Below are 6,967 nucleotides of genomic sequence, written 5' to 3'. Positions count from 1 at the left end.
CCGGCGTGCTGGCGGGCGACAACGTGGCGATGGCCAGCTCGGGCGCGTTTGCCGACAAGAATGCCGGCGCCGGCAAGGTGGTCAATGTCGCCGGTCAGCTGACCGGCCTGGACGCGGGCAACTATCAGTTGAACGCCAATAGCGTGGCCTATGCCGACATCGCCAAGCTGGCGATCACGGGCGCCATCACGGCCTCGGGCAAGACCTATGACGGCAACACGTCGGCGTCGACCCGCGGCATCCTGTCCGGGGTGCTGGCGGGCGACCAGGTGGGCATCCTGACGCAGGGCCAGTTTGCCGATCGCAACGCGGGCCTGGGCAAGACCGTCAATGTGTCGGGCCGCCTGTCGGGCGCGGATGCCGACAACTATGCGCTGTCCACGAATAGCGTGGCGGTGGCCGACATCGCCCGGCGGGCGATCACGGTGACGGCGGACAACCAGCGCAAGAACGCGGGCGCGGCCGATCCGGCGCTGACCTGGAAGGTGACCGCGGGCAGCCTGGTTGAGGGCGACACGCTGCAAGGCGCGCTCGTGCGAGCGCCAGGCGAGACCCTCGGCGACTACCGCATCAGCGCCGCCGCGCTGGCCAACGGCAACTACCAGGTCTCGCCGGTCGATGGCCTGTTGACCATCAGCGGCGTGCCGCTGGATACGCGCCGCGACGCCGCCATCAGCGCCGCCCAGCAACAGGACGGCCCCTCCATCGTCATGACCGCGCCGCCGCTGCTGCCTGCCGGCGCGGGCCCGTTGCTTGTCTCGGCGCCCACGAAGGGAGGCTTGCCCCCGTCCGGCGCGGGACTCGGCCAATTGCCTGCGGGCCACGTATGGGTCATCGAAGGCGGCATTCGCCTGCCGCAAGGCCTGGGCGGTATCTGATCCTCATTCTCTTTCCGTCTTGACCGTGTTCATGGATGGCCATGAACACGGTCCACTTGATCGCACACATCATGAAGCTCGTTTCATCGCAATTCCGTCCGCGTCCCCTGTTGGCGGCGCTTGCCGCGCTGCTGCCCGTCATGGCGGCGGCGCAACAACTGCCCAACGCGGGGCGTATTCTGCAGGAGCAGCAACAGGCCGAGCCCCCGGTGCCGGCGGCCAGCCCGGATCTCAACATGAGCAGCCCGATCCCGGACACGGTCGCGCCGGGGGGCGCGAAGGCCAGGGTCGATGGCATCGAACTGAGCGGCAACCAGGTGTTCACGCAGGCGCAATTGCTTGCGCGGTTGGGCGGCTACCAGGGCCGGGAATACGATCTGGCGGGTCTGCAAGGGCTGGCCAACCAGTTGACGCGCTACTACCACGACGCGGGCTACCCGTTTGCGCGGGTCTACCTGCCGGCCCAGTCGCTGGACAAGGGCATTGTGCGCATGCAGGTGCTGGAGGGCCGCTATGGGCGAGTGACGGCCGAGGGCGACACGCGGGCGCAGGGCTATCTGTCGGGGCTCAAACCGGGCGAGGTGATCGAGAGCGCGCCCTTGGAGCGGGCGGCCCTGCTGCTGTCGGACTTGCCGGGCGTGAACATCTCGCCGATCATGCGTCCCGGCCAGGAGCTGGGCACGGGAGACCTGGCGGTGGATGTGCGGCGCGGCGAGCGGGTGACGGGCTCGGTGGGCCTGGACAACCAGGGCAACCGCTACACGGGCCAGTTCCGCGCCAATGCAAGCCTGGCGATCAACAGTCCCTTCATGCTGGGCGACCAGATCGCGCTGCGCGCGCAGCAGACCAGCGAGAACATGACGTTCGGCGACGTCGGCTACAGCCTGCCGCTGGGGACGTCGGGCCTGCGTGGACGGGTGGGCTATGGCTACACGAACTATGAGCTGGGCAAGGAATTCAACGACCTGGACGCGCATGGCACGGCCAAGGTGGCCAGCGCCGGGCTGAGCTACCCGTTGTTGCGCTCACAATCGCGCAATCTGACGCTGGGGGTGGACTTCCTGCACAAGCAGCTGCGCGACGAGTACCGCGCGGCAGAGCTGACGCTGGACAAGTTCACCAATAGCGTGCCCGTCTCGGCGCAATTCGACGTGCGCGACAGCCTGGGCGGCGGCGGCGTGACCTATGGAGCGCTGACGTGGACGCCGGGCACGCTCAAGCTCAAGGGCGGCCAGGCCGAGGCCGATGCGCTGACCGCGAAGTCCGATGGCCGCTACAACAAACTGAACCTGGACATCGCGCGGCTGCAGTCGCTGGCGCCGAAATGGACCTTGTATGGGCGCTTCAGCGGCCAGTGGACCGATGACAACCTCGATTCCTCGGAAGACTTCGGCCTGGGCGGCCCGGCCGGCGTGCGGGCTTATCCGGTGGGCGAAGGCTATGGCGACCGGGGCTGGCTGGCCCAGGTGGAAGTGCGCTACGCCGTCGGTCCGGTCTCGCCCTTTGTGTTCTACGACGCGGGCCGGGTGCAGATCAATGCCCATCCCTGGATGGCGGGCGAGAACTTCCGGCGGATCGCGGGCACCGGCGTGGGCGCGCGGCTGAACCTGGGCGGCTGGCGCGCCGAGGCGACGGTGGCCTGGCGTACCGATGGCGGCGCGCCGCAATCGGACAGCAAGGACCGCAAGCCGATGTTCTGGCTGACGGCCCAATATGCTTTCTGAGCATTGCGCGCGGTTCGTTGCCGGGAGGCCCGGCCGCGCTCAATTTGACCTTGCCGCAACAGAAATCCCCTTCGATCCCTGAGCCTATTTTTGACATGGCTAGGACTTTGCTTAATTATCCAAGTGTTTACTTGGATAATTAACGGGGTAAGTATGAAAGGCAGGGGGCTTTTGATCGCCGTGGTGGCGATCGCGGCCGCGGGCGTCTTCTGGCGTCTGGGCAAGGCCGGCGAGGGCGGGGCGGCCGGCTGGTCGGCGCCGCCGGTCAAGGTCGCCGTGGCCGCCACCGAGCAGGTCGACCTGCCGCGCGAGCTGGGCGGGATAGGCAGCCTGGAGGCGGCGCGGCAGGTGATGGTGCCGGCCGAGGTGGATGGCCGGGTGGTGCAGATTCTGTTCCAGGCCGGACAGGCGGTGAAGGCGGGCCAGGTGCTGGCCCAGCTCAATGACGCGCCCGAGCAGGGAGAGCTTGCGCGCCTGCAGGCGCAGGCGCGCAACGCCCGCGCCGTGCTGGAGCGCACGCGCCGGCTGATGCCGCAGCAGGCGGCCACCCGCGAGCAGTTCGACCAGGCGCAGGCCGAAGCGCAGCAGGTCGAGGGCGAGCTCAGGCGCGTGCAGGCGCTGATCGAACAGAAACGGATACGCGCGCCATTCGACGGTGTGCTGGGACTGCGGCGCGTGAATCTCGGACAGTTCGTGCGTGCCGGCGATCCCCTGGTGTCGCTGACCGACACGGCCGTCATCTATGCCAATCTCGATTTGCCCGAGCAGGCGCTGGCCGGGCTGCGGGTGGGCCAGTCCATGACCGTGGCCGTCGACGCCCATGGTCCGCGGCGTTTCGAGGGCCGGGTCTCGAGCATAGAGCCCCAGGTGGACGCGGGCACGCGCAGCGTGCGGGTGCAGGCCACGCTGGCCAATGCCGACGGCGCGCTGGCCGCCGGCATGTACGCCCAGGGCCGGGTCCAGCTGGATGGGCGCCTGCGCGCGCTGATGGTGCCCGAGACCGCCGTGAGCTATAGCGCCTATGGCGATTCGGTCTATGTGCTGGCGCCCGCGGCGGCCGGGGGCGCCGCGCCCACGGTGCGCCAGGCTTATGTGAAGACGGGCGAGCGGCGGGACGGGCGCATCGTGGTCAGCGAGGGCCTGGCGCCGGGCGACCGCGTGGTCGTCTCCGGCCAGGTCCGGCTGCACAACGGCGCGGCGGTCGAAGTGACCGCATCGGACACGCTGGCGCAGGCCGCGGCGGCAAGCGGAGGCTGATGTGAGATTCACCGATCTGTTCGTGCGCCGGCCGGTGCTGGCGCTGGTGGTCAGCACGCTGGTGCTGCTGATGGGCCTGCGCGCCCTGAGCGGCCTGCCCGTGCGCCAATATCCCCTTACCGAAAACACCAGCATCACCATCACCACCGAGTATCCCGGCGCCTCGCCGGAGCTGATGCAGGGTTTCGTGACCCAGCCCATCGCGCAATCCGTGGCCACCGTCGAGGGCATCGACTATCTGTCGTCGTCCTCCACGCAGGGGCGCAGCGTGATCACCGTGCGCATGCAGCTGAACGCGGATTCCAACAAGGCCATGACCGAGGTCATGGCCAAGATCAACGAGGTGAAGTACCGCCTGCCGCCCGACGCCTACGACCCGGTGCTGAAGAAGTCCTCGGGCGAAGCCACCGCCGTGGCCTATGTGGGTTTCTCCAGCTCCACCATGAGCGTGCCGGCGCTGACGGATTATCTGTCGCGCGTGGTGCAGCCGCAGCTGTCCTCCATCCCGGGCGTGGCGAGCGTGGATCTGTATGGCGGGCAGAAGCTGGCCATGCGCGTCTGGGTAGACCCCGACCGGCTGGCCGCGCGCGGCGTCTCGGCCGGCGAACTGGCGCAGGCATTGCGCGATAACAACGTGCAGGCCGCGCCCGGCCAGGTCAAGGGTCAGTACGTGGTGGCCAATATCAAGGTCAACACCGACCTGGTCAGCGTGGCCGATTTCCGTGATCTCGTGATCAAGCGCCAGGGCGGCGCCATTGTGCGCCTGGGCGATGTGGCCACCGTGGAGCTGGGCGCGGCCAACAAGGACTCCAGCGGCTTGATGGACGGCGAGCCGGCCGTGTATTTCGGCCTGAACGCCACGCCGGTGGGCAACCCGCTGGTCATCGTGGGCGAGCTCAACCGGCTCCTGCCCGACATCAAGCGCAATCTGCCGCCGGGCACCTCGGTGCAAGTGCCGTTCGAGCTGGCGCGCTTTATCAGCGCCTCCATCGACGAGGTCAAGCACACCCTGGCCGAAGCCGTTGTCATCGTGGTGGTGGTGATCTTCCTGTGCCTGGGCTCGCTGCGCGCGGTGCTCATCCCGGTGGTGACGATTCCGTTGTCCATGCTGGGCGCGGCGGCCATCATGGCTGTGTTCGGCTTCAGCGTGAACCTGCTGACACTGCTGGCCATGGTGCTGGCCATCGGCCTGGTGGTCGACGATGCCATCGTCGTGGTCGAGAACGTGCATCGCCATATCGAGGAGGGCAAATCGCCGGTGCGCGCGGCCTTGGTGGGCGCGCGCGAGGTGGCCGGGCCGGTGATCGCCATGACGATCACGCTGGCGGCCGTGTATGCGCCGATCGGCCTGATGGGCGGGCTGACCGGTTCGCTGTTCAAGGAGTTCGCCTTCACCCTGGCGGGCGCGGTCGTGGTGTCGGGCGTGATCGCGCTGACGCTGTCGCCGGTGATGAGTTCCTTCTTGCTGGACAGCAAGGTTTCCGAAGGCTGGATGGCGCGCCGCGCCGAGCATTTCTTCACCCAGCTGGGCGATGCCTACGGACGTTTGCTGGACCTCTCCCTGCACCATCGCTGGGTGACGGGACTGCTGGCCGTGGCGGTGCTGGCCAGCCTGCCTTTCTTATACCAGTCCGCGCAAAGCGAGCTGGCGCCCGTGGAAGACCAGTCCACCGTGCTGACGGCCATCAAATCGCCGCAGCAGGCCAATATCGAATACGTCGAGACATTCGGCAAGCAATGGGACGACGTCATGAAGACCCTGCCCGAGCAGCAGGGGCGCTGGCTCATCAATGGTTCGGATGGAGTCTCCAACAGCATAGGCGGGGTGGATTTCGTCGAGTGGAGCCGGCGCTCGCGCTCGGCCGACGTGCTGCAGGGGCAGATCCAGGCCATGGCCAACGACATCGAGGGCAGCAATGTGTTCGCTTTCCAGCTGCCGTCGCTGCCGGGGTCCACGGGTGGCCTGCCGGTGCAGATGGTCATCATGAGCCCGGCCGATTATCCGGTGGTGTTCGAGGCCATGGAGGGGCTCAAGCAGGCCGCGCGCCAAAGCGGCCTGTTCATGGTGGTCGATAGCGACCTGGACTACAACAATCCCGTGGTGCAGGTGCGCGTGGACCGGGCCAAGGCCAACAGCCTGGGCGTCACGATGAAAGACATCGGCGATACCCTGGCCGTGCTGGTGGGCGAGAACTACGTCAACCGCTTTGGCATGGACGGACGCTCCTACGATGTGATCCCGCAAAGCGCGCGCCAGCAGCGGCTCACGCCCCAGGCGCTGGCAGGCTATCACGTCCGCAGCGCCTCGGGCGGCATGGTGCCGCTGTCCAACCTGGTGAGCGTCAGCATGGGCGTCGAGCCCAATTCGCTTACGCAATTCAACCAGCGCAACTCGGCCACCTTCCAGGCCATTCCCATGCCGGGGGTGACCATGGGCGACGCGGTCGCTTTCCTCACGCGCCAAGCCGCCTCGCTGCCGGCCGGTTTCAGCTATGACTGGCAGTCGGATGCGCGCCAGTATTCCCACGAGGGCTCGGCGCTGATGGTGACCTTCGTGTTCGCCATCATCGTCATTTATCTGGTGCTGGCCGCGCAGTACGAAAGCCTGCGCGACCCGCTCATCATCCTCATCAGCGTGCCGATGTCGATCTGCGGCGCCCTCATCCCGCTGGCGCTGGGCGCGGCCACCATCAACATCTACACCCAGATCGGGCTGGTGACCCTGATCGGCCTGATCAGCAAGCACGGCATCCTCATGGTGGAGTTCGCCAACGAGATGCAGCTCAGTCACGGGCTGGACCGGCGCGCGGCCATGGAGCAGGCCGCCCGCGTCCGCCTGCGCCCCATTCTGATGACGACGGCGGCCATGGTGGTGGGGCTCATCCCCTTGCTGTCCGCCACCGGCGCGGGCGCGCACAGCCGCTACAGCCTGGGCCTGGTGATCGTGGTGGGCATGCTGGTGGGCACCTTGTTCACGCTGTTCGTCCTGCCCACGGTCTATACCGTCCTGGCGCGCGACCACCGCCAGGCGGCGGCCACGCCGCGGGCGCGCGAACTGGCCGCCGCCCAGGCAGAAGACCGGCCGGCGGCCGTTTGAGGAAAGGCAAT

The 6,967-nt window shown here is 67.7% G+C and carries 4 protein-coding genes; all 4 read left to right on the top strand.

The genetic code is table 11. The annotated features are described in order from the left end of the window. Positions 1–878 (top strand): YDG domain-containing protein (locus AXA74_RS24405; RefSeq protein ID WP_248845116.1); only part of this gene is annotated, 878 nt, incomplete at its 5' end. A 71-nt stretch (positions 879–949) separates the two neighbouring features. After that, on the top strand, positions 950–2,602 hold the full coding sequence (locus AXA74_RS18570) for a ShlB/FhaC/HecB family hemolysin secretion/activation protein (RefSeq protein ID WP_029581465.1): 1,653 nt from the start codon (positions 950–952) through the stop codon (positions 2,600–2,602). Positions 2,603–2,755: 153 nt separating this feature from the next. Next, positions 2,756–3,859 (top strand): efflux RND transporter periplasmic adaptor subunit, encoded by a 1,104-nt coding sequence (locus AXA74_RS18565; protein ID WP_029581464.1) that lies wholly within the window; start codon positions 2,756–2,758, stop codon positions 3,857–3,859. A 1-nt stretch (position 3,860) separates the two neighbouring features. Next, positions 3,861–6,956: a MexW/MexI family multidrug efflux RND transporter permease subunit gene (locus AXA74_RS18560; RefSeq protein ID WP_029581463.1), complete on the top strand. Its 3,096-nt coding sequence runs from the start codon at positions 3,861–3,863 to the stop codon at positions 6,954–6,956. The last annotated feature ends 11 nt before the right edge of the window (positions 6,957–6,967 follow it).

The sequence above is a fragment of the Bordetella hinzii LMG 13501 genome (assembly GCF_001548475.1).
Lineage (GTDB): Bacteria > Pseudomonadota > Gammaproteobacteria > Burkholderiales > Burkholderiaceae_B > Bordetella > Bordetella hinzii.
The sequence above is the reverse complement of the archived record's forward strand: the minus strand, read 5'-3'. Positions and strand labels throughout refer to the sequence as shown.

Excerpts from the sequence above, each read along its gene's own strand:
- AXA74_RS18570 (WP_029581465.1), top strand. The coding sequence starts at position 950 with ATGAAGCTCGTTTCATCGCAATTCCGTCCGCGTCCCCTGTTGGCGGCG.
- AXA74_RS18565 (WP_029581464.1), top strand. The coding sequence starts at position 2,756 with ATGAAAGGCAGGGGGCTTTTGATCGCCGTGGTGGCGATCGCGGCCGCG.